Consider the following 19,487-nt stretch of genomic DNA (forward strand, 5'->3'; position numbering starts at 1 on the left):
TACTACATCAATCAGAACGCTCAGTATCAGGACGGCGTTCATGAAGTTCACAAGGATAACGGCACTTGCCCGTATCCTCCTCAGCTCGGGAATCGACGAGACTTAGGATGGCATTCATCCTGCGCTGAGGCGTCCAACGCTGCCCGCAATCTTGGGTTTCAGCGCAATGATGGTTGCTACTGGTGCAACAGCACGTGTCATACGAGGTAAAAATGGCAACCAATCCGCCAAGTGGCGACGGAAAGCGGAACGGTGCGGTTCGTGGCCGCTCCCAGACGCAGGCTCCGAATGGAAACTGGGTGAAGCGCGACGCCAAAACAGGGCGCTTCATGGATCAGAAGACTTCAAGCAAGACGCCGTTCAAGGGCGTTCGCAAGGAGAAGTAGTACAGGGGGCGGGGCGGAAGCGCCCCGCCCTTTCCGCTAGTATAGCTCTGGCGCGGCTTCGCGCGAAGACCGTGACACCGCATCCTCTCCACATCCCCCTGCAACCCTGCTAAGCCTCCCCTGACCGCAGCAGGAGGGCCGCTCACATGACCACGCCGAAACCCGTTGTCCTGACCATTCTCGATGGATGGGGCCTCCGCGACGATGCCGCGTTCAATGCCCCCAAGCTCGCCCGCACCCCGACCATGGACCGGCTCTACGAGACCTGCCCCAACGCCACGCTGGTGACCTTCGGGCCCGACGTCGGCCTGCCGACCGGGCAGATGGGCAACTCCGAGGTGGGCCACACCAACATCGGCGCGGGGCGCGTGGTCGCGATGGATCTCGGGCAGATCGACCTTGCCATCGAGGACGGCAGCTTCTTCGACAACGAGGCCATCAAGGCCTTCGCCGCCACGGTGAAGGACGCCAAGGGCACCGCGCACCTGATGGGCGTGGTCTCGGACGGCGGCGTGCACGGCCATATCGAGCACATCAAGGCGGCGGTGAAGATGGTCACCGACCTCGGCTGCAGGGTCGTCGTCCACGCCATCACCGACGGGCGCGACGTGTCGCCGAAATCCGGCGAGGCCTTCGTCAGGGCGCTGAACGACAGCCTCCCCGAGGGCGCCAGCATCGGCACCGTGATCGGGCGCTACTACGCCATGGACCGGGACAACCGCTGGGAGCGGGTCGAGCAGGCCTATGACGCGATGATCCTCGGCAAGGGCGAGAGTGCCCCCGACCCGGTGACCGCGGTGAGCCAGAGCTACGCCAAGGACAAGACCGACGAATTCATCCCGGCCACGGTGATCGACGGCTACGAGGGGCTGAAGGCCGGTGACGGCTTCTTCTGCATGAACTTCCGCGCCGACCGTGCCCGCGAGATCCTCAAGGCCATCGGCGAGCCCGGTTTCGACGGCTTCGAGCGCGACAAGCCCGAGCTGTCGGCGCTGCTGGGGATGGTCGAGTATTCCGACGCCCACAATGCCTACATGGCTACCGCCTATCCCAAGCGCGTCATCGTCAACACCATCGGCGAGTGGGTGGCCAAGCACAAGCTGCGGCAGTTCCGCCTGGCCGAGACCGAGAAATACCCGCACGTGACCTTCTTCCTCAACGGCGGCAAGGAAGAGCCCGAGGAGGGTGAGGACCGCTTCATGCCGAAGTCGCCCAAGGTGGCGACCTACGACCTGCAGCCCGAGATGTCCGAGCCCGAGGTCGCGGACCGGTTCGTCGCCGCCATCGAGAGCGGTGAGTACGACCTGATCGTGACCAACTTCGCCAACCCTGACATGGTGGGACACACCGGCGTGCTCGAGGCGGCGATTGCCGCCTGCGAGGCGGTGGACCACGGGCTTGGCAGGGTGGTCGCGGCGCTCGAGAAGGTCGGCGGCGCGATGCTGGTGATCGCGGACCACGGCAATTGCGAGACCATGTGGGACGAGGCCACCAACGGCCCGCACACGGCGCATACCACGAACCTCGTGCCGGTGATCCTGTATGGCGGGCCCGAGGGGGCGAAGGTGCATGACGGCAGGCTCGCCGACGTGGCACCGACGCTGCTGCAGCTGATGAACCTCGAACAGCCCGAGGAGATGACGGGCCAGAGCCTCATCGACCTGTGAAACGCATCGCGCTGGCCCTGACACTGCTGGCGACGCCGGTCCTCGCACAGGATCCGGCCGAGGCCGCGCGTGCCGCGGCCTCGGCGCTGGAGCAGGCCTCGATGCAGCTTGATGCCGCCGAAAGCGCCCGTGACCGGGTGCGCGCGCTCACCGGCACGGTGAAGGCCTACGAGGCGGGGCTGGCCGCGATGCGCGGCGGGTTGCGCGACGCGGCCATCCGCGAGACCGAGCTTACCCGGCGCCTGCAGAGCCAGGAGGCGGAGATCGCCCAGCTTCTGGGCGTCCTCTCGAGCCTCGGGGGCCGCGCTGCGCCCTCGGCGATGCTCCACCCCCAGGGCCCGGTGGGCGCCGCACGGGCGGGAATGATGCTGGCCTCGGTGACCCCGGGCCTCAGCGCCGAGGCGCAGGCGCTTCGCGCGGATCTCGACGAGGTGACCGCGCTGCGCACGCTGCAGCAAAGCGCGGCCGAGACCCTGCAGCAGGGACTTGAAGGCGTGCAGCAGGCGCGCACCGACCTGAGCCAGGCCATCGCCGACCGGACCGACCTGCCGACGCGCTTCACCGAGGATCCGATCCGCACGGCGATCCTGATCTCGTCGACCGAGACGCTCGAGGGGTTCGCCAGCGGACTGTCGCAGATCACCAGCGACGAAGTGCCGACCGAGCTGCCGCCCATCGAGGACCGCAAGGGCGCGCTCGGGATGCCGGTGCAGGGCCAGATCCTGCGCCGCGCGGGCGAGGCCGACGCCGCGGGCGTGGCGCGACCGGGCATCGTCATCGCCACCCGCCCCGAGGCGCTGGTCACCACGCCTACGGCGGCGACGGTGCGCTACAGCGGGCCGCTGCTCGATTACGGGCTGGTGTCGATTCTGGAGCCGCAGCCGGATCTGCTCTTCGTGATCGCCGGACTCGAGGTCGCCTACGGCCGCGCCGGCGAGGTTCTGCCCGAAGGATCGCCAGTTGGCCTGATGGGCGGGACGCCGGACGGCACGAACCCTGCGGCAGGGGCGTCACCATCTGTTGAAGGGGGTGGCGCTGGACGCACGGAGACGCTCTATATAGAGGTCAGACAGGGCGACAGGCCCGTGGACCCGCTCACGTGGTTCGCAAGCGACAAGGGATGATATGGGCATGAACAAGTTTCTGATGGCCGCAATCGGCGGCACGGTCGCCGGCGTCGTCGCGACAACGCAATTCGTGGGTCCGCTCGTGGCTCAGGAAGCCGACAAGCAGGCCAGCGTCTACGAACAGCTCGACCTGTTCGGCGACATCTTCGAGCGCATCCGGGCGCAATACGTCGAGGACGTCGAACCGGGCGAGCTGATCGAGGCCGCGATCAACGGCATGCTGACCTCGCTCGACCCGCACTCGAGCTACCTGCCCCCCGATGACGCCGAGAACATGCGCGTGCAGACCCGTGGCGAGTTCGGCGGTCTCGGCATCGAGGTGACGCAGGAAGACGGCTTCGTGAAGGTGGTCTCGCCGATCGACGACACCCCGGCGGCCGAGGCGGGCATCGAGTCCGGCGACTTCATCACCCACGTCGACGGCGAGTCGGTGCTGGGCATGACCCTCGACGAGGCGGTCGACCTGATGCGCGGCCCGGTCGGGTCCGAGATCGTCATCACCGTGGTGCGCGAGGGCGAGGAAGAACCCTTCGACGTGACCATCACCCGCGACACCATCAAGCTCACCGCCGTGCGCACCCGTCTCGAGGGCGACACCGTGGTGCTGCGCGTCACGACCTTCAACGACCAGACCTATCCCAACCTCGCGGAAGGGCTGGCCGAGCGCATCGAGGAAGCCGGTGGTGCCGACAAGGTTAACGGCATTGTGCTCGACCTGCGCAACAACCCGGGCGGCCTCCTGACCCAGGCGATCAAGGTTTCGGATGCCTTCCTCGACAAGGGCGAGATCGTCTCGACCCGCGGCCGCAACCCCGAGGACGGTGAGCGCTTCAACGCCACCGAGGGCGACCTGACCGACGGCAAGCCGATGGTCGTGCTGATCAACGGCGGTTCGGCCTCGGCCTCCGAGATCGTCGCCGGCGCGCTGCAGGATCACCGCCGCGCCGTGGTCGTGGGCACCAAGAGCTTCGGCAAGGGCTCGGTCCAGACCGTGATGCCGGTGCGTGGCGACGGCGCGATGCGCCTGACTACCGCGCGCTACTACACGCCGTCGGGCCGCTCGATCCAGGCGCTCGGCGTGTCGCCGGACATCGTGGTCCAACAGCCCCGCCCGCGCCCGGAAGAGGAAGAGGATGAGGCGACCAACCGTTTCAGCCGCTCCGAGGCCGACCTGCGCGGTCGTCTCGACAACGACAGCCTCACCGAGGAGGAGGTTCGCCAGATCGAGGAGGACCGTGCCAAGGCCGAGGCCGCGGCGGCGCTGCGCGAGGAGGATTACCAGCTCGCCTACGCCATCGACATCCTCAAGGGCCTGAGCGTTCTCGAGACCGAGAAGGCGCAGCTCGAACAGTGACCGTGTCGGCGGGGGGCATGATCGTTCCTCCGCCGTCGCCACCCCCGGCCTTGCCCCCGCCGGGCGCCCGCAGTTCCAAGACGAGAGGCTCCGATGACGGCAAAGACCAAGGACCTGACCGCAGAGGACATCGCGAAGCTGCCCTATCGCCCCTGCGTCGGCGTGATGCTGGTGAACGCGGCGAACGAGGTCTTCGTGGGCCAGCGCATCGACAGCGAGATCCCCGCCTGGCAGATGCCGCAGGGCGGTGTCGACAAGGGCGAGGCGCCGCGCGACGCCGCCCTTCGCGAGCTCTGGGAAGAGACCGGCGTGATCTCGGATCTGGTGACCGTCGAGGCCGAGAGCCCCGAGTGGTACCCCTACGACCTGCCGCATGACATCGTGCCCCGGATCTGGAAGGGCCGTTTCCGCGGGCAGGAGCAGAAGTGGTTCCTGCTGCGCTTCCACGGCACCGACGAGCAGGTCAACATCGAGACCCACCACCCCGAGTTCTCAACCTGGCGCTGGCTGGCGCCGTCCGAGGTCGTCGGCCAGATCGTGCCCTTCAAGCGCGCCGTCTACGAACGGGTGCTTGCCGATTTCGCGGAGTACCTGTCATGAAACGCCTGCTTCTCTCGCTTCTGGCCTCTGCCGTGCTGGCGCAACCCGCGCTGGCGCTGAGCTGCGCCCCCGCCGACCTCAGCCGCGACTTCCGCGCTGCCGCCGAGTCCGAGGACACCTGGGTGGTGGTCGAGGGCGTGGTGACGCCGGATCGCGCATCGCTGCCGACCTCGTCCGACGACAAGGGCGTGCCGCGCACGCTGAACGCGCGGCTCAAGGGCATGTCGCTGGGGGCAGGCGGCTTCGTCAACGAGTTCGACGCCGACATCACGGTGAACGTGACCTGCGCCGGTCCGTGGTGCGGCTCCGTCCCGTCAGGCAAGGTGCTGGCGTTCCTCAGGCAGCAAGACGGGACCCTGGTGATGACCAGCGGTCCGTGTCCGGCGATGCTCTACGCCAACCCCACCGACGCGCAGAAGGCCGAGATCGTCGCCTGCGTGACCGAAGGCAGCTGCGGCCAGTAGGTAGCCAGAGGGCATACGGGGGCCGGGGAACGGCCCCCTTTTCACGGAATGATCAGCGCAGGGCCTCGAGCACCTGCAGCGAGGCGTAGCCATCCGGCACCGCGCCGATGCTCTGCTGGTAGCCGCGCACCGCGTCGATGGTGAGCGGGCCGATACGGCCGTCGATCTTCTCGGGGTCGAAACCCGCGTCGCGCAGCCGCTCCTGCAGTTCGAGCCGTTCGTCCAGCGTCAGCGCCCGGTCCTCGCGCGGCCAGCCGTGGCGGATCTCCGGCCCGCCGAGGATGCGGTCGCCAAGGTGACCGACCCCGATGACATAGGCATCGGCGGTGTTGTAGCGCTCGATCACTGCGAAGTTCTCGAAGATCATGAAGGCCGCGCCCTGATGGCCGCCAGGCAGCAGCACCGAGGCCGGGCCGTGGTCGGCGATGGGCTTGCCGTCCATGTCGGTCACGCCGAGCGCCGCCCAGTCCGAGGGCAGCTTCTCGATCTCGCGGTCGGCGAGCGTGTAGTCGAAGCCCTCGGGCAGGCGCACCTCGACGCCCCACGGCTGGCCCTTGGTCCAGCCGTTCTCGGCGAGGTAATGCGCTGCCGAGGCCAGCGCGTCGGCGGGATCGTCCGACCAGATGTCGCGGCGGCCGTCGCCGTCCCAGTCCTGCGCCAGCGCAAGGAACGACGAGGGCATGAACTGCGTGTGTCCCATCGCACCGGCCCACGAGCCCTTCATGTTGGCGGGCACCGTGTCGCCGCTCTGCAGGATGGTCAGCGCGTCGACGAGCTGGCCCTCGAAGAAGGTCCCGCGCCGGGTGTCATAGGCGAGCGAGGCCAGCGAGCGGATCACCGGCTCGGTGCCGCGGAAGGTGCCGAAGGCACTCTCGAGACCCCAGATCGCCACGACGGCCTGCTTGTCGACGCCGTAGCGCTCCTCGATCCGGTCGAGCAGGGCGCGATTCTCGGCAAGAGCCTTCTTCCCGGCGGCGATGCGCGCCTCGGAGGCGGCGCTGTCCAGGTAGACCCAGACGGTCTTGGTGAACTCGTTCTGGTTGCGGTCGCGCTCGATCACCTTGGCGTCGTACTCGACGCCCCGGAAGGCGGCGTCGAAGACCTCGGGCGTGATGCCCTGCTCCAGCGCCCGGCTGCGGAAGTCGCGGACCCAGTCCGCGAACCCGGCGGCGCCCTTGACGTCCTGCGGCGCGCGCACCGCGGTGCCCTGCGTCGACACGAAGGGCCGTGCCTCGGGGCGCAACGACGCGTGCGGCGCGGTGGCCTGCGCGGCGGCGCCGGTGGCGAAAATGCTCATGAATATGGTCAGGGCCCGCATTCTCATGGCGGCTGCTCCTCTCCTTGTGCCTCGCGCCAAGGGTATCCTGTCCGCGCGGTTTTGCGAAGGGCTCAGCCGGCGCGGTCGCGGTTTCCCGCTATCTCCTCGCGCAGCCGTTCGAGGTAGCTGCGCAGAAGCGGCACCCGCTCGGGGCGGAAGCTGTCGCCGGTTATCTCGAGCGCCGCCATCCGGTCGAGGCGGAACATCCTGAAATCCTTCCGCAACAGGCACCACGCCAGCAGGCAGTGGCTGCGGTCGAAGAGCACGATGGAAAGCGGCTTCACATGGCGTGCGGTGGCCTGCCCGGCGGCGTCGACGTAGTCGAAGCAGATCGCGACCTCGGTGCGCATTGCCTGCCGGATCGCCCGCGAATCGACAGCCGGGGGTACCGGCGGGTCGAAGCGGTGCGCGGTCAGCACCGCGTGGCGCAGCTGCTGCGCCTGCCGTTCCGGCAGCCGCGCGCGCAGCTTCGAGAGCGCGCTCTGCGCCCCTTCGGCGAGCGCCGGATCCCCAAGCGCGGCCACCTCGCTCAGCCCCAGCACCAGCGCCTCGATCTCGTCGTCGGTGAACGACAGCGGCGGCATGTGCGGGTCCTCGATCAGCGTGTAGCCATAGCCCGCGGCCCCGTCGATCACCGCGCCGAGGCCGCGCAGCGCCTCGATGTCGCGGTAGAGCGTGCGCTCCGAGACGCCGGTCTCCTGCGCCAGCGCGGCGGCAGTGGCGGGCGAGGGCAGGCGGCGCAGCGCCTGCATGAGCTGAAAGAGGCGGACGGTCCGGGACATGACCCGATCATGCTGCCACGTCCTGACGGAAACTGACAGGAGTCTCGCGCAGGATCGGGGACAATCCCTGTCAGGAGCCCGACCGATGCTGATCCTTCGAAGCTTTCGCCCCGGCGGCGGCGAACCCAGTTACAGCCCGTTCTGCGTCAAGGCCATGTGCCTGCTGGAGATGTCCGGCATGGACTGGCGACCGCGCTGGGAGACCATGCCCAACGGTCCCTACCGTCACCTGCCCGCGCTCGAGACGCCCGACGGCGTGATCGGCGACAGCAACCTCATCCTGCGCTGGCTCGAGGCGCAGGGCGCGCCGATGTTCCCCGGCTTCGACGCCACCGCCCGCGCAATGGCCCACATGACCATCCGCACCATCGAGGAAAGCCTGCGCCACGCGCTGACCACGCAGCGCTGGATCGACGACGCCGGCTGGCACCACACCAAGCCCGCCCTCTTCGGCGCCATGCCCGCGCCGTTGCGCGCGGTGCTGCCCGAGCTGTTCCGTGGCAGGGTCCGCAAGGGGCTGCACTGGCAGGGATTCACCCGCCTCAGCGAAAGCGACCGCATGGCCTGGGTCGGCGCCGATCTCGACGCGCTCGAGGACGTGCTCGGCGACGGCGACTGGCTGTTCGACGCCCGGCCCTCGGCCGCCGACTGCGCGGCGGTGCCATTCCTCAGCATGATGAACGCCCACCCGGTGGACACGCCCCTGCGCCGCGCGCTGCGGTCGCGGGGACGGCTGATGGACTACGTGGCGCGGGGGCGGTTGCAGCTCTACCCGGAGGTCAGCTCTTCGTTGTCCGTCGCCGCGTGACCTTGCGCTTGACCTTGGCGTCCTTGTGCCGGGCCTTCGCCTCCTTGCGGCGCGGGGGCCCGCCGGGCTTGCCACGCCCGCCGCCGCCGGGACGGCGCGACGGCCGCCCGGTGCCACGGCCCTGCGGCATCTCGGCATCCTCGAGCTCGAGCAGCTCGAGCCCGATGCCGCCGGTGACCGGCGCCGCATCCACGAGCTTCACCAGCACCCGCTGGCCAAGCGCGATGATGACCCCGGTGTCGGCACCCATCAGCGTGCCCGCCTCGCGGTCGAAGTGGAAATACTCGCGCCCGAGGTTGCGCATCGGGATGAGCCCGTCGGCGCCGGTCTCGTCGAGCTTCACGAAGACCCCGAACTTGGCGATGCCGCTGATGCGCCCGCCGAACTCGGCCCCGATCCGGTCGCTGAGATAGGCGGCGAGATAGCGGTCGTTGGTGTCGCGCTCGGCCATCATCGACCGCCGTTCGGTGTCCGAGATGTGCTGCGCGGTCTGCTCCAGCCGCTCGATCTCCTGCTCGGTGAGCCCGTCGTCGCCCCAGCCATGGGCCGAGATCAGCCCGCGGTGGACGATCAGGTCCGAGTAGCGCCGGATCGGCGAGGTGAAGTGGGCGTAGTTCTGCAGCGCAAGGCCGAAGTGGCCGAAGTTCGCGGGCGAGTAATAGGCCTGCGTCATGCTGCGCAGGGTGGCGAGGTTGATGAGCTCGGCCTCTTCCTTGCCCGCCGCGTCATGCAGCAGCTTGTTGAGATGCGCGGTCTTCAGCACCTGCCCCTTGGCCAGCGTCAGCCCCGAGGCCTCGGCGGTCTCGCGCAGGCTCTCGAGCTTGTCGGCGGGCGGTTCCTCGTGGACGCGGAACAGCAGCGGCCTGCGCTTGGCGATCAGCGTCTCGGCGGCGGCGACGTTGGCGAGGATCATGAACTCCTCGATCAGCCGATGCGCGTCGAGCCGCTCGACGAAGTTGACCGAGGTCACCTTGCCCTCGTCGCTCAGCACCACCTTGCGCTCGGGCAGGTCGAGATCCAGCGGCTGCCGCCGCGCCCGCGCCGCCTTGAGCGCGGCATAGGCGGCATAGAGCGGCGCGATCACCGGCTCGAGCAGCGGCCCGGTCTTGTCGTTGGGTGCGCCGTCCTGCGCCGCCTGCACCTCCTGGTAGGTCAGCGAGGCGGGCGAGCGCATCAGCCCGCGCACGAACTTGTGGGATGTCTTGTTGCCCTCGGCGTCGATCACCATGCGCACGGCGATGCAGGCGCGCGGCACGCCCTCGTGCAGCGAGCAGAGATCGCCCGAAAGCCGGTCCGGCAGCATCGGCACCACCCGGTCGGGGAAGTAGCTCGAGTTGCCGCGCTTCTTGGCCTCGCGGTCGAGCTTCGAGCCCGGCCGCACGTAATGCGCCACGTCGGCGATGGCGACCCAGAGCACATGGCCGCCGGCGTTCTTCGGGTCCTCGTCGGGTTCGGCAAAGACCGCGTCGTCGTGGTCGCGCGCGTCCGACGGATCGATGGTGACGAGCGGCACCTCGCGCAGGTCGGTGCGGCCCTTGAGCCCGGCGGGCTTCATCTGGTCCGCCTCGTCGACCACCTCGGGCGGGAAGTCGTCTGGGATGCCATGCTGGTGGATCGCAATGAGCGACACCGCCTTGGGCTCGGACGGATCACCGAGCCGCATGACGATGCGCGCCTTGGGCAGCCCCATGCGGGTGGCGCGGGGGCCGGCCTGCTCGGCCTCGACCAGCTCGCCGTCCTTGGCGCCGTGGGTGGCGTCGGGGCCGACGATCCACTCCTTGTCCGCGCCCTTGTCGATGGGCAGGATGCGGCCGCCCTCGGCGCCCTTGCGGAAGATGCCCACCACCTTGCGGGGGCTCATGCCGATGCGCCGGATCAGCCGCGCCTCGTAATTGTGGTCGGCCTCGTGAACCACCTGCAGCCGCGCGAGGATCCGGTCGCCTTCGCCGAGCGCCGGGTCCGAGGCGCGCGGCACCACCAGCACGATGGGCTCGACGCCCTCGCCATGCCACTCGAGCGGCAGCGCGAAGAGATCTCCGTTCTCGTCCGGCGCGCGGACCTGCAGCACCGACACCGGCGGCAGCCGGTCGGGGTCGCGATAGGTCTTCTTGCGCTTCTCGAGATGGCCCTCGGACTCGAGTTCCTTGAGGATGCGCTTCAGGTCGATGCGCGCAGCCCCCTTGATGCCAAAGGCCTTGGCAATGTCACGTTTGGCGGAAAGGGTCGGGTTCGCGGCGATCCAGTCGAGGATCTCCGCCTTGCTCGGCAGGGTGCTCATGCCTCTCAGCTAGCATGCCGAAAGGCAGGCGTCATGACGATTCTCGCACCGGTTCCCCCGGGTGCCGCGCCCCTGCTTCCTCTGGCTCCAAATATCCCGGGGGTCCGGGGGCAGAGCCCCCGGCCGGTCGGACGCCAAGCGTCCGAATTGTCTATCAGGCAGACGGACGCCAAGCGTCCGAAACACCTGTCATTCAGGCGCACGCAAAGCGTCCGGGTGACCCGCCCCAAATCAGCCTTCCCACAGCCGCAAAGCCGGAAGGGGCGGGTGCGCGTCAGGTCGCGAAATAGTCGCGCAGGATTCGGGTGTAGATCGCCCTGAGCTCCCCGATCTGCGCGACCGGCACGTTCTCGTCGACCTGGTGCATGGTCTTGCCGACCAGCCCGAACTCGACCACCGGGCAGTGGTCCTTGACGAAGCGCGCGTCCGAGGTGCCGCCGGTGGTCGACAGCTCCGGCCGGCGCCCGGTCTCGGCCTCGACCGCGCCCGCGATCAGGTCCGAGAGCGCGCCCGGAGGCGTCAGGAAGCTCTCGCCCGAGATCTTGATCCGCACCTCGGTGGTGCAGCCGAACTCGGCGTCGATCTTCGCCGCCTCCGCCCGCAGCCACTCGGACAGCGAGGCGCCGGTATGGGCGTCGTTGAAGCGGATGTTCACCGCGGCGCGGGTCTGCGCCGGGATCACGTTGGTGGCCGGGTTGCCGGTATCGATGGTGACCACCGCCAGCGTCGTGGCGTCGAAATGCTCGGTGCCGCGGTCGAGCTCGTGCGAGGCCAGCCGGTCCATCAGCCGCGCCACCGCCGGCATCGGGTTCAGCGCCCGGTGCGGGTAGGCCGCGTGGCCCTGCCGCCCGGTCACCGTGAACCACGCGGTCATCGAGCCACGGCGGCCGATCTTCATCATCTCGCCCATCTCCGAGGGGCAGGTGGGCTCGCCCACGAGGCAGACCGACATGCGCTCGCCCTCTGCCGCCATCCAGTCGAGCAGCGCCACGGTGCCGTGCTCGGCGTCGCCCTCCTCGTCGCCGGTGATCGCCAGCACCACGGCGCCCTCGGGCGGGGTGTCGCGGACGAAATCCACCGCCGCCGCGGCAAAGGCCGCCACCCCGGACTTCATGTCCGTGGCGCCGCGGCCGAACATGATGCCGTCGCGGATCTCGGCGCCGAAGGGATCGGCGCTCCAGGCGTCGACGTCGCCCACCGGCACCACGTCGGTGTGGCCGTTGAAGCCGAAGGTGCGGGCGTGGCCCTTGTCGCCCCAGCGGGCATAGAGGTTCGAGATGCCGCCCCGGTCGACGCGGGTGCAGGCAAAGCCCGCGCCTTCGAGCAGCGATTGCAGCACGCCGAGGGCGCCGCCGTCGTCGGGCGTCACCGAGGGGCAGCGGATCAGGTCCGCGGTCAGCGCTACGGGATCGGTCATCTGGTGCTTGCCTCCGGTCTGGTGTCGCGCATGGCTACCGCGCCGGGGCAGACAAGGCAAATGCGTCCGGGTTCGGGGCGACATGCCCCTGCTGAAACTTAGCTTAACGGCTAAGTTTTTCTTGCCTCGGAGTGGCGCCGGAGATTACTTAGTCACATGGCTAAGCTTGACCCGATTCTCGATTTTCACTTCGCGGCGCTGGGGGACAGCACCCGGCGCGAGATCCTCAGCCGGCTGGCGCGCGGCAGCGCCACCGTGAGCGAGCTCGCGGCGACGCACGACATGGCGCTGCCATCGTTCATGGGGCACCTGAAGAAGCTCGAGGAGGCCGGGCTCATCGTCTCGCGCAAGGAAGGCCGGGTGCGGATCTGCACCCTGGCGCCTGATGCCTTCGTCCCGGCGCAGGACTGGCTGTCCGCGCAGCGCGATCTCTGGAACGGACGGCTCGACCGTCTCGACGACTACGTCACCAACCTGATGAAGGAACGCAACTCATGAAGCTCGACCCCGAAACCGACCTGTCCTTCACCCGCAAGCTGGCGGTGCCCCGGGCGCTGGTCTGGGAGTGCTGGACCACGCCGGAGCACATCCGGCACTTCTTCGTCCCGAGGCCGCACGAGGTGACCTCGTGCGAGATCGACCTGCGGGTCGGCGGTCGCTTCAACACGGTGATGAAGGTGGGCGCGCACGAGATGGACAACAAGGGCGTCTATCTCGAGGTGGTCGACGGCGAAAAGCTGGTCTTTACCGATGCCTACAGCGAAGGCTGGAAGCCCGCGCCGGACCCGTTCATGACCGCGATCATCCTGCTGGAGGACGACCCCGAGGGCGGCACGACCTACACCGCCATCGCGCGGCACCGCTCGCCCGAGGCGCGCAAGACGCACGAGGACATGGGCTTCTTCGACGGCTGGGGCACCGTGGTCACGCAGCTCGAGGAATACGCCCAGACGCTGTGACTCCTCGCGCCTGCGGGGAGGCGCGGACGCCACGACGCGTCACGAGGCGACGCGGATCAGCCCTCGTCGAAGAACGGCGTGATCTGGGCGACGATGACCGAGTTCTCCTCGAGCGCGCGGGCCATCAGCGCCTGCTCTTCCTCGTCGATCTCGTGACCCTGCGCGCGGCGTTCCTCTTCGGTGCCGTAGCCGGTCACGTCCAGAGGCGCGAGATCGGCCTGCTTGAGGATCGCCACGGTCTCGCGCACCGCCTCGGACTCGTCCACGCCGCTGGCATAGCACATCAGCGCCGCACCCGTCGCCTCGTCGGGCAGGCCGTCGCCCGCTTTGCGGCCGACTTCGACCACAAGGGTGTAGACCTGTTGCCGGGATGGTTTCTTGCTGGCCATGGGGTGCTCCGTCTTTGGCGCGGGAGCCATGGAGTGCGGCGCCCGTTCTGTCAAGAGCCCGGGCCCCGCACCCCGTTCCGCGCCGGTCGGGCGCCCTCAGTCGGGCGCGAAGAGTTCGACCGCGACGGCGCAGGCGTAGACCACCATCAGCAGCACGCTCTCGATGCCGATCCGGGCCGGTCCCTCGCGCTGGCGCAGGATCAGCCCGCCGAGCAGGATTGCCGTCATCAGCATGCCCGTCGCCAGCCAGTAGAGGTCGGTTTGCCCCACCGCCTGGTAGATCGAGCCCTCGCGGTAGGCGACGTCCGAGAACACCAGGAACAGCGTGTCGAAGGTGTTGCCGCCGATGATCCCGCCGACCGCCAGCTGCAGCGAGCCGCGCCGCACCGCCACCAGCGTGGTGACCAGTTCCGGCAGCGAGGTGATGACGGCGGTGATCAGTGCGCCGACGAGGCTCGAGGTCAGGCCGAAGCGGGTGATGAAGGCGCCGCCGACCTGGCTGATGACCCAGCCCGCGAGGCCCATGACCGCCACCAAGGCGGCGAAGACCAGCGCCGGCCGGAGCACCGGCGCGTCGGGGTCGTTCTCGTCGTCGGGCTCGTCGCGGCGGGTGTCGCGGGTCTCGACCGGGCGCCACATCGGGCTCTCGCTGACCGCGGCCGAGAGGCGCACGCCCCAGAGATAGGCGAGGAACATGACGATCGACACCGGTGACACGCCGAAATAGGCGATGTCCGGCCCGGCCATGCCGGCGATGGGCAGGCTGAGCAGGATCAGCAGCATCACCGCCTGGAACAGGTTGGCGGGCTCGGCGGCGGCGTGTTCGAGGTTTACCCGCCGGTGCAGCAGGTCGGCAATGGCGAGGAACAGCGTCTGCACCGCGATCCCGCCCACCGCGTTCGAGACGGCAAAGCTCGCGTCTCCGCCGGCGGCGCCGGTGACCGACACCACGACGCCCGACAGCGACGTCGCCCCGCCCAGCAGCACGCCGCCCGCAAGCGCCTCTCCGAGGCGGGTGCGGTCGGCGATGATGTCGGCAAGTGTGGTGGCACGGATGGATACGGCCACGACAATGGCCCCCGCTAGGGCAAAGACCCCCAGCAGGAGCGGAAGCGACAGACCCTGGATCAATGGATCAGCTGCGGACTTTGCGCACGATCCAGATCAGGCCGCTGGCACCGATGATGCCCACGATAAGCTGCGGCACCCAGGTGTTGGCGGCGTATATTCCCAGCAGGGAAAGAATGGTGTTGAGCACGACTGCGCCCACGATGCCGAGGATGATGTTCAGAAGTATGCCGGTGTCGGCCTTCATGATCATGCTGGCAATCCAGCCGGCGAGCCCGCCGACGATGATGGATGCGATAAGTCCAAGTCCCATGGTAAAACCCCCGTTCACGGTTAATCGTCCGGGGATTAACCGCGCTGGAGGCCCGTGGGTTCCCGGCGAAATTCCGCGTCGCGGCAAGTGCCCGCGCCGCCACGACGGGCGGCGCGGGCACGATCTCCGGATCAGTCGCGCAGCAGCTCGTTGATGCCGGTCTTCGAGCGGGTCTTCGCGTCGACGCGCTTCACGATGACCGCACAGTAGAGGCTGATGCCGTTCTTCGAGGGCATCGAGCCCGCCACGACCACCGAGTACGGCGGCACTTCGCCGTACATCACTTCACCGGTTTCGCGGTCGACGATCTTGGTCGACTGGCCGATGAACACGCCCATGCCCAGAACCGAGCCCTCGCGCACGATGCAGCCCTCGACCACCTCGGAGCGGGCGCCGATGAAGCAGTTGTCCTCGATGATGACCGGGCCGGCCTGCAGCGGCTCGAGCACGCCGCCGATGCCGACGCCGCCCGAGAGGTGCACGTTCTTGCCGATCTGCGCGCAGGAGCCGACGGTCGCCCAGGTGTCGACCATGGTGCCTTCGCCGACGTGGGCGCCGAGGTTCACGAAGGACGGCATCAGCACCACGCCCGGCGCGATGTAGGCGGACTTGCGGACGACGCAGTTCGGCACGGCGCGGAAGCCCGCGGCCTTCCACTGGTTGTTGCCCCAGCCCTTGAACTTGCTGTCGACCTTGTCCCACCAGCCGCCGCCCTGCGGGCCGTTGTCGTGGATCTCCATGTCCTTGATGCGGAAACCGAGCAGCACGGCCTTCTTGGCCCACTGGTTCACCTGCCAGTTGCCGTCCGCCTGCTTCTCGGCGACGCGCAGCTTGCCCGAATCGAGCGCTTCGAGCGTGTCCTCGATGGCTTCGCGGGTCTCGCCGCCGGTCGAGGGGGTGATCGTGTCGCGCGCCTCCCAGGCGGCTTCGATGGCGGCTTCGAGCTGTGCGTTGGACATCTTTGTCTCCTCGTGCGATCCGGTTCACAGCCCTATAGCGGGCGGCCCGCCTCACGGCAACGCATCCCGAGGTCGCCCTTCGCAGGAAAGGAAAACCGTCATGGCCAAGGCCATCCACAGCATGATCCGGGTTCTCGACGAGGCGCGCTCGCTGGCCTTCTACGAGACCGCCTTCGGCCTGACCGTCGCCGACCGGCTCGACTTTCCCGAGTTCACGCTGGTCTACCTGTCGAACGCCGAGACCGGCTTCGAGCTCGAGCTGACGGTAAACAAGGACCGGACCGAGCCCTACGACCTAGGCGACGGTTACGGCCACCTCGCGGTGTCGGTCGCCGATCTCGAGGCCGAGCATGCGCGCTTCACCGCCGAGGGGCTGAACCCGCGCAAGCTGGTGGAATTCGCGCCGGCGGGCGAGGTGGTGGCGAAGTTCTTCTTCGTGGCCGACCCGGACGGCTACCAGATCGAGGTGCTGGCGCGCGAGGGCCGCTTCGCCTGACGTGTGCCCTGGGACCGGGCGGCGGCGAGAGGTCGCGATGTCGCCCGATGCTCCCCCCTTGCGGAATCGAATCGCGCAGCGTATATCGCCCTTTGACAGCGGCGCGTCGGAGGTTCTCCGAAGTTCCACCGGGAAACATCGACGGGCCGCGCGCCCGTTTTTTTGTGCCCAATCGGACCCGGACCCAATGACCGACCTGATCGCCAAATCCGCCATCGACCGGCGTCTCGCCGAGATCGTCGCCCCCGTCATCGAGGACATGGGGTTCGAACTCGTGCGCATTCGCCTGATGGGCGGCAAGACCGCCACGCTTCAGATCATGGCCGAACGCCCCGAGGGCGGGATCGAAATCGACGAGTGCGGCGACATCTCGACCGCCGTGTCGGCGGTGCTCGACGTCGAGGATCCGATCCTCGACAGCTACGTGCTCGAGGTCGGCAGCCCCGGCATCGACCGTCCGCTGACCCGTCTCAAGGATTTCGAGACCTTCGAGGGCTATGATGCCAAGATCCAGACGGACGAGCTGATCGACGGCCGCAAGCGCTGGCAAGGCGTGCTCGCCGGTGTCGAGGGCGGCGAGGTGCTGCTCAACATCGAAGAGAACGGCGAGACCCAGACCATCGGCCTGCAGTTCGACTGGCTTTCCGATGCCAAGCTCATCCTGACCGACGAGCTGATGCGCGAGATGCTGCGCGCCCGCAAGGCGCGGGGCGATGACGACGCCGACGACGATACCCAATTCGACGAAATTCAGGCCGAGGACGCGGCCACCGACGAGGAGTAAGACCCCATGGCAATCACCTCTGCCAATCAGCTCGAGCTGCTTCAGACCGCCGAGGCCGTCGCCCGCGAGAAGATGATCGACCCGGGCCTCGTGATCGAGGCCATGGAAGAGAGCCTCGCCCGTGCCGCCAAGTCGCGCTACGGCTCCGAGATGGACATCCGCGTGAAGATCGACCGCCGCACCGGCCGGGCGACCTTTACCCGCGTGCGCACCGTCGTCGAGGACGAGGAGCTCGAGAACTACCAGGCCGAGCTGACGGTCAAGCAGGCCAAGCAGTACATGGCCGACCCCAAGGTGGGCGACCAGTTCATCGAGGAGGTGCCGCCGGTCGACATGGGCCGGATCGCCGCGCAGTCGGCCAAGCAGGTGATCCTGCAGAAGGTCCGCGAAGCCGAGCGTGACCGCCAGTACGACGAGTTCAAGGACCGGGCCGGCACCATCATCAACGGCACCGTCAAGCGCGAGGAATACGGCAACGTCATCGTCGACATCGGCCGTGGCGAAGGCATCCTGCGCCGTAACGAGAAGATCGGCCGCGAGAGCTATCGCCCCGGCGACCGCATCCGCTGCTACATCAAGGACGTGCGCCGCGAAGCCCGCGGCCCGCAGATCTTCCTGTCGCGCACCTCGCCGGAATTCATGGCCGAGCTGTTCAAGATGGAAGTGCCCGAGATCTACGACGGCATCATCGAGATCAAGGCCGTCGCCCGCGACCCGGGCTCGCGCGCCAAGATCGCCGTCATCTCCTATGACGGCTCCATCGACCCCGTGGGCGCCTGCGTCGGTATGCGCGGCAGCCGCGTGCAGGCCGTGGTGAACGAGCTCCAGGGCGAGAAGATCGACATCATCCCGTGGAACGAGGACGTGCCGACCTTCCTGGTGAACGCGCTGCAGCCGGCCGAGGTGTCGAAGGTGGTTCTCGACGAGGACGCCGAGCGCATCGAGGTGGTGGTGCCCGACGAGCAGCTGTCGCTGGCCATCGGCCGCCGCGGCCAGAACGTGCGCCTCGCCTCGCAGCTCACCGGTCTCGACATCGACATCATGACCGAAGAGGAAGAGTCCAAGCGCCGTCAGGCCGAGTTCGAGCAGCGCACCAAGCTGTTCATGGACACGCTCGACCTCGACGAGTTCTTCGCCCAGCTGCTGGTCGCCGAAGGCTTCACCAACCTCGAAGAAGTGGCCTACGTCGAGCTTGACGAGCTGCTGGTCATCGACGGCGTCGACGAGGACACCGCGCAGGAGCTGCAGACCCGTGCGCGCGAGTTCCTCGAGGAGCAGGCCCGCAAGGCGTTGGAACACGCCCGCGAGCTCGGTGCCGAGGACAGCCTTATTGAATTCGAGGGCCTGACACCCCAGATGGTAGAGGCACTGGCGGAAGACGGCGTGAAGACGCTTGAGGATTTCGCCACCTGCGCCGACTGGGAACTGGCCGGTGGCTGGACGACCGAAGGCGGCGAGCGTGTGAAAGACGACGGCCTGCTCGAGAAGTTCGACGTGGATCTCGCCGAGGCGCAGAACCTCATCATGACCGCGCGCGTCCTGCTGGGATGGGTCGACCCGTCCGAGCTTGAGCCCGAGGCCGAGGCCGAGGAAGAGGCCGACGGCGAAGACGACGCCGAGACGAGCGAAGAGGCCTGATCATGAGCCGCGGAGGCCAGGACAAGGACCGGGCCGACGGGCCGGAACGCCGTTGCATCGCCACGGGCGAGACGCAGCCGGCCTCCGGCCTGATCCGCTTCGTGGTCGGACCCGAGGGCCAGGTGGTGCCGGATCTCGCGGGCAAGTTGCCCGGACGCGGGATCTGGGTCGCCTCCGAGCCCGCGGCACTTGAGAAGGCGGCGAAGAAGGGGCTCTTCGCCCGCGCCGCCAAGGCACCGGTGACGGTGCCCGATGATCTTCCGACGCTGATCGAGCAGATGCTCGCGCGCCGGGTGGTCGAGCTCATCAGCCTTGCGCGCAAGTCGGGCTCGGCTGTATCGGGCTACGAGAAGGTCAAGGACTGGCTTGGCCGCGAAGACGCGGTCGTGCTGATCCAGGCCGAGGATGGCTCGTCGCGGGGCAAGTCGAAATTGTCGACTCCCTACGGGGGCAAGTACATCGGCTGGCTCACCGCAGACGAGCTGGGGCTGGCCTTTGGACGGGAAAAGGTGATACACGCCGCGCTTGGCGCTGGTGGACTCACGAAACGTGTTGTAGAGGAAGCCCAACGATTGAAGGGCCTGCGCGTCGGAAGGACCGATGCGGCGACGGCAGCAGGGGCTGCCGAGGCGGCGAAAGCCGCCGGGGGCGGCAGGGGCCGCCGGAAAGGATAAGAGAGC

At 68.3% G+C, this 19,487-nt stretch carries 21 protein-coding genes; 13 read left to right on the forward strand and 8 right to left on the reverse strand.

Features of this window, described 5'->3' with window-relative positions; translation table 11 throughout:
* Window positions 1–212 precede the first annotated feature (212 nt).
* The 6 genes from BLQ77_RS28675 to BLQ77_RS05915 all read left to right on the forward strand — a co-directional run bounded on the left by BLQ77_RS28675 (window position 213) and on the right by BLQ77_RS05915 (window position 5,598).
* Window positions 213–386 carry a hypothetical protein gene (locus BLQ77_RS28675; RefSeq protein WP_165617036.1) on the forward strand — a complete coding sequence of 58 codons (174 nt, stop codon included), beginning with the start codon at window positions 213–215 and terminating at the stop codon, window positions 384–386.
* Between the two features lie 146 nt (window positions 387–532).
* Complete coding sequence (gene gpmI / locus BLQ77_RS05895) at window positions 533–2,053, forward strand: 2,3-bisphosphoglycerate-independent phosphoglycerate mutase (RefSeq protein WP_008887217.1); 1,521 nt, start codon at window positions 533–535, stop codon at window positions 2,051–2,053.
* Window positions 2,050–3,177, forward strand: coding sequence for a murein hydrolase activator EnvC family protein (locus BLQ77_RS05900; RefSeq protein ID WP_089956614.1), 1,128 nt, complete (start codon window positions 2,050–2,052; stop codon window positions 3,175–3,177). Before gpmI ends, BLQ77_RS05900 begins: the two co-directional genes overlap by 4 nt.
* A gap of 7 nt (window positions 3,178–3,184) precedes the next feature.
* A complete protein-coding gene (locus BLQ77_RS05905) occupies window positions 3,185–4,534 on the forward strand; it encodes a S41 family peptidase (protein ID WP_040384795.1) in 1,350 nt (449 codons plus the stop codon).
* Window positions 4,535–4,648: 114 nt separating this feature from the next.
* Window positions 4,649–5,134: an RNA pyrophosphohydrolase gene (locus BLQ77_RS05910; protein ID WP_089956844.1), complete on the forward strand. Its 486-nt coding sequence runs from the start codon at window positions 4,649–4,651 to the stop codon at window positions 5,132–5,134.
* Window positions 5,131–5,598, forward strand: a complete 468-nt coding sequence (locus tag BLQ77_RS05915) for a hypothetical protein (RefSeq protein ID WP_089956617.1) — start codon at window positions 5,131–5,133, stop codon at window positions 5,596–5,598. Before BLQ77_RS05910 ends, BLQ77_RS05915 begins: the two co-directional genes overlap by 4 nt.
* 52 nt (window positions 5,599–5,650) lie before the next feature.
* On the opposite strand, the gene BLQ77_RS05920 is transcribed toward BLQ77_RS05915, so the two are convergent.
* Both BLQ77_RS05920 and BLQ77_RS05925 read right to left on the reverse strand, forming a co-directional pair.
* Window positions 5,651–6,922: a lytic murein transglycosylase gene (locus tag BLQ77_RS05920; RefSeq protein WP_089956620.1), complete on the reverse strand. Its 1,272-nt coding sequence runs from the start codon at window positions 6,920–6,922 to the stop codon at window positions 5,651–5,653.
* A 65-nt stretch (window positions 6,923–6,987) separates the two neighbouring features.
* Window positions 6,988–7,698, reverse strand: coding sequence for a helix-turn-helix transcriptional regulator (locus BLQ77_RS05925; RefSeq protein ID WP_089956624.1), 711 nt, complete (start codon window positions 7,696–7,698; stop codon window positions 6,988–6,990).
* A gap of 85 nt (window positions 7,699–7,783) precedes the next feature.
* Between BLQ77_RS05925 and BLQ77_RS05930 the strand changes: the two genes are divergently transcribed.
* Window positions 7,784–8,506, forward strand: coding sequence for a glutathione S-transferase family protein (locus tag BLQ77_RS05930; RefSeq protein WP_165617037.1), 723 nt, complete (start codon window positions 7,784–7,786; stop codon window positions 8,504–8,506).
* Here BLQ77_RS05930 and rnr read toward each other — a convergent pair.
* Both rnr and dapE read right to left on the reverse strand, forming a co-directional pair.
* On the reverse strand, window positions 8,478–10,784 hold the full coding sequence (rnr, locus tag BLQ77_RS05935; protein ID WP_089956631.1) for a ribonuclease R: 2,307 nt from the start codon (window positions 10,782–10,784) through the stop codon (window positions 8,478–8,480). The two genes, BLQ77_RS05930 and rnr, sit on opposite strands and share 29 nt — an antisense overlap.
* A gap of 274 nt (window positions 10,785–11,058) precedes the next feature.
* Window positions 11,059–12,201: a succinyl-diaminopimelate desuccinylase gene (dapE, locus tag BLQ77_RS05940; RefSeq protein WP_089956635.1), complete on the reverse strand. Its 1,143-nt coding sequence runs from the start codon at window positions 12,199–12,201 to the stop codon at window positions 11,059–11,061.
* A gap of 156 nt (window positions 12,202–12,357) precedes the next feature.
* Here dapE and BLQ77_RS05945 point away from each other — a divergent pair, with 156 nt between their 5' ends.
* Together BLQ77_RS05945 and BLQ77_RS05950 are read left to right on the forward strand one after the other, a co-directional pair.
* Window positions 12,358–12,699, forward strand: coding sequence for an ArsR/SmtB family transcription factor (locus tag BLQ77_RS05945; protein WP_089956638.1), 342 nt, complete (start codon window positions 12,358–12,360; stop codon window positions 12,697–12,699).
* Complete coding sequence (locus BLQ77_RS05950; RefSeq protein WP_089956641.1) at window positions 12,696–13,160, forward strand: SRPBCC family protein; 465 nt, start codon at window positions 12,696–12,698, stop codon at window positions 13,158–13,160. The genes BLQ77_RS05945 and BLQ77_RS05950 overlap by 4 nt, the downstream gene beginning before the upstream one ends.
* Before the next feature lie 56 nt (window positions 13,161–13,216).
* Here the strand turns inward: BLQ77_RS05950 and BLQ77_RS05955 are convergent, their stop codons facing one another.
* The 4 genes from BLQ77_RS05955 to dapD all read right to left on the reverse strand — a co-directional run bounded on the left by BLQ77_RS05955 (window position 13,217) and on the right by dapD (window position 15,889).
* Window positions 13,217–13,549 (reverse strand): DUF8846 family protein, encoded by a 333-nt coding sequence (locus tag BLQ77_RS05955; RefSeq protein ID WP_008886844.1) that lies wholly within the window; start codon window positions 13,547–13,549, stop codon window positions 13,217–13,219.
* Window positions 13,550–13,645: 96 nt separating this feature from the next.
* Window positions 13,646–14,680, reverse strand: a complete 1,035-nt coding sequence (locus BLQ77_RS05960) for a sodium:calcium antiporter (protein ID WP_089956647.1) — start codon at window positions 14,678–14,680, stop codon at window positions 13,646–13,648.
* Between the two features lie 4 nt (window positions 14,681–14,684).
* Window positions 14,685–14,930 (reverse strand): GlsB/YeaQ/YmgE family stress response membrane protein, encoded by a 246-nt coding sequence (locus BLQ77_RS05965; RefSeq protein WP_008886602.1) that lies wholly within the window; start codon window positions 14,928–14,930, stop codon window positions 14,685–14,687.
* A gap of 131 nt (window positions 14,931–15,061) precedes the next feature.
* A complete protein-coding gene (gene dapD / locus BLQ77_RS05970; protein WP_008887233.1) occupies window positions 15,062–15,889 on the reverse strand; it encodes a 2,3,4,5-tetrahydropyridine-2,6-dicarboxylate N-succinyltransferase in 828 nt (275 codons plus the stop codon).
* A 100-nt stretch (window positions 15,890–15,989) separates the two neighbouring features.
* Between dapD and BLQ77_RS05975 the strand changes: the two genes are divergently transcribed.
* The 4 genes from BLQ77_RS05975 (at window position 15,990) to BLQ77_RS05990 (ending at window position 19,481) form a co-directional block, all read left to right on the forward strand.
* Window positions 15,990–16,385, forward strand: a complete 396-nt coding sequence (locus tag BLQ77_RS05975; protein ID WP_008886657.1) for a VOC family protein — start codon at window positions 15,990–15,992, stop codon at window positions 16,383–16,385.
* 187 nt (window positions 16,386–16,572) lie between these two features.
* Entirely contained in the window at window positions 16,573–17,169 is a 597-nt protein-coding gene (gene rimP, locus BLQ77_RS05980; protein ID WP_008886920.1) for a ribosome maturation factor RimP, read from the forward strand.
* Between the two features lie 6 nt (window positions 17,170–17,175).
* Complete coding sequence (gene nusA, locus BLQ77_RS05985) at window positions 17,176–18,807, forward strand: transcription termination factor NusA (protein WP_008886807.1); 1,632 nt, start codon at window positions 17,176–17,178, stop codon at window positions 18,805–18,807.
* A gap of 2 nt (window positions 18,808–18,809) precedes the next feature.
* Window positions 18,810–19,481 (forward strand): RNA-binding protein, encoded by a 672-nt coding sequence (locus BLQ77_RS05990; protein WP_008887118.1) that lies wholly within the window; start codon window positions 18,810–18,812, stop codon window positions 19,479–19,481.
* The last annotated feature ends 6 nt before the right edge of the window (window positions 19,482–19,487 follow it).

The sequence above is a fragment of the Salipiger thiooxidans genome (assembly GCF_900102075.1).
Lineage (GTDB): Bacteria > Pseudomonadota > Alphaproteobacteria > Rhodobacterales > Rhodobacteraceae > Salipiger > Salipiger thiooxidans.

Coding starts and splice junctions, on each gene's coding strand:
- BLQ77_RS28675 (WP_165617036.1), top strand. CDS start 213: ATGGCAACCAATCCGCCAAGTGGCGACGGAAAGCGGAACGGTGCGGTT.
- BLQ77_RS05975 (WP_008886657.1), top strand. CDS start 15,990: ATGGCCAAGGCCATCCACAGCATGATCCGGGTTCTCGACGAGGCGCGC.
- nusA (WP_008886807.1), top strand. CDS start 17,176: ATGGCAATCACCTCTGCCAATCAGCTCGAGCTGCTTCAGACCGCCGAG.
- BLQ77_RS05945 (WP_089956638.1), top strand. CDS start 12,358: ATGGCTAAGCTTGACCCGATTCTCGATTTTCACTTCGCGGCGCTGGGG.
- gpmI (WP_008887217.1), top strand. CDS start 533: ATGACCACGCCGAAACCCGTTGTCCTGACCATTCTCGATGGATGGGGC.
- dapE (WP_089956635.1), bottom strand. CDS start 12,201: ATGACCGATCCCGTAGCGCTGACCGCGGACCTGATCCGCTGCCCCTCG.
- BLQ77_RS05905 (WP_040384795.1), top strand. CDS start 3,185: ATGAACAAGTTTCTGATGGCCGCAATCGGCGGCACGGTCGCCGGCGTC.
- BLQ77_RS05955 (WP_008886844.1), bottom strand. CDS start 13,549: ATGGCCAGCAAGAAACCATCCCGGCAACAGGTCTACACCCTTGTGGTC.
- BLQ77_RS05990 (WP_008887118.1), top strand. CDS start 18,810: ATGAGCCGCGGAGGCCAGGACAAGGACCGGGCCGACGGGCCGGAACGC.
- BLQ77_RS05925 (WP_089956624.1), bottom strand. CDS start 7,698: ATGTCCCGGACCGTCCGCCTCTTTCAGCTCATGCAGGCGCTGCGCCGC.
- BLQ77_RS05930 (WP_165617037.1), top strand. CDS start 7,784: ATGCTGATCCTTCGAAGCTTTCGCCCCGGCGGCGGCGAACCCAGTTAC.
- BLQ77_RS05950 (WP_089956641.1), top strand. CDS start 12,696: ATGAAGCTCGACCCCGAAACCGACCTGTCCTTCACCCGCAAGCTGGCG.
- BLQ77_RS05920 (WP_089956620.1), bottom strand. CDS start 6,922: ATGAGAATGCGGGCCCTGACCATATTCATGAGCATTTTCGCCACCGGC.
- dapD (WP_008887233.1), bottom strand. CDS start 15,889: ATGTCCAACGCACAGCTCGAAGCCGCCATCGAAGCCGCCTGGGAGGCG.
- BLQ77_RS05965 (WP_008886602.1), bottom strand. CDS start 14,930: ATGGGACTTGGACTTATCGCATCCATCATCGTCGGCGGGCTCGCCGGC.
- BLQ77_RS05915 (WP_089956617.1), top strand. CDS start 5,131: ATGAAACGCCTGCTTCTCTCGCTTCTGGCCTCTGCCGTGCTGGCGCAA.
- rimP (WP_008886920.1), top strand. CDS start 16,573: ATGACCGACCTGATCGCCAAATCCGCCATCGACCGGCGTCTCGCCGAG.
- rnr (WP_089956631.1), bottom strand. CDS start 10,784: ATGAGCACCCTGCCGAGCAAGGCGGAGATCCTCGACTGGATCGCCGCG.